The 1,165-nt window shown below is 56.8% G+C and carries 2 protein-coding genes; one reads left to right on the top strand and one right to left on the bottom strand.

Annotated features, from left to right (window positions below; all coding sequences use genetic code 11):
• Window positions 1-129 precede the first annotated feature (129 nt).
• Window positions 130-339 (top strand): hypothetical protein, encoded by a 210-nt coding sequence (locus tag ACGLHR_RS51760; RefSeq protein ID WP_400103897.1) that lies wholly within the window; start codon window positions 130-132, stop codon window positions 337-339.
• Between the two features lie 170 nt (window positions 340-509).
• On the opposite strand, the gene ACGLHR_RS51765 is transcribed toward ACGLHR_RS51760, so the two are convergent.
• Window positions 510-779 carry a hypothetical protein gene (locus ACGLHR_RS51765; protein ID WP_400103899.1) on the bottom strand — a complete coding sequence of 90 codons (270 nt, stop codon included), beginning with the start codon at window positions 777-779 and terminating at the stop codon, window positions 510-512.
• Between the last annotated feature and the right edge of the window lie 386 nt (window positions 780-1,165).

A 1,165-nucleotide genomic window follows, 5' to 3' on the forward strand; every position in this document is an offset into this window, starting at 1 on the left:
TACGGCCGGCATGGACGAGGTCAATCATCTGTTGCCGGAAGGCCGCGGCATACGGCATTCGATGCTTGTGCATGATGAGCACCTCCTTCGGTTCAAGATAGGCGGTGTCCAAAAAAGCGGGTCAACTCCATGATGCGGATGCGCTTGCAGGCCGCCAACAGCGAGTTGTCGCCCGCGCGAGCCCTTGCCATGCTCAATCGCATTCAGCACCACCGCATCGTCATCGACCAAACCAAGTCCGTGGCAGGGCTCTCGACCATCAGTCAGGAGCAGGCCCGGGTTCTCTCCGCATTGAAGGTTCGCAAACCAGTCAAAACGAGCCAACTGACCCTCTTGTAGTGGAGCGTTTTGCACTCCGCCCCAATTAAATCAAAGACTTACACTTCTAACTGTCGAACTCGGGTGGGTACCGGATAAACAGGCGGGGGTTGTGATTTTCGGTTTAGAACCGGGTGCGTTTGTGCGATTCTTAAGTCATACCACAAAGATCATCTCGATTTCACGAAACGTCAGTCCGGTGCTGGGCCGAATATATCGCTCGACAGATCATGCTCGAACTCCGCGGGCCAAAAATTACCTGCATCCCCCGCATACTGCATGCTCATCCTCGTGGTTTTCAATTCAACAGTCACTATCCGCGGCGTTCGCTCGGCACCTGCGCCAACGCCTTCGATCGCGCTCACGTCAAAGTCGTCCGCAATAAAGCCGTACCGCCGGCACACGACGCTGAAGACCGTGCGCTCGTGCGAAGGGAATCCGCGATAGAACACTTGGGTCATAGACCTCTCCCGACGCCATTGACCACCTGCGGGGCACGGTGGTAGCACAGAATCTCCGGTCCCAGGCCAGGCTCCCGCCCCTTTGGTGCCCTGCTCCAGAAGGCACGGTGTGTGATGGACTAGACTATTTATGATAGTGCCAAGCGACGTCCGCAGTGTTGGAAAGGGTTGGCCTTGCCTTGACACCAGCGCTGGCACGCACGACTGCATGGTGGCCCTGCCGAGGATCAAGAAGCGCATTGCGAGGTGATACCCGTGGACATCTATAGTGCGATTCAAGCCCCAGTACCGCTGGAGTCGGTGTTGTGTACTGGAGATGACCCGCTTTTTCGGACAGTGCCTATCTTGAGTAAACAGGAGGTGCACCATGCCGAAACCGCGCCCAC

Origin of the sequence: Cupriavidus sp. CuC1 (assembly GCF_044627735.1) — a bacterium.
Lineage (GTDB): Bacteria > Pseudomonadota > Gammaproteobacteria > Burkholderiales > Burkholderiaceae > Cupriavidus > Cupriavidus ulmosensis.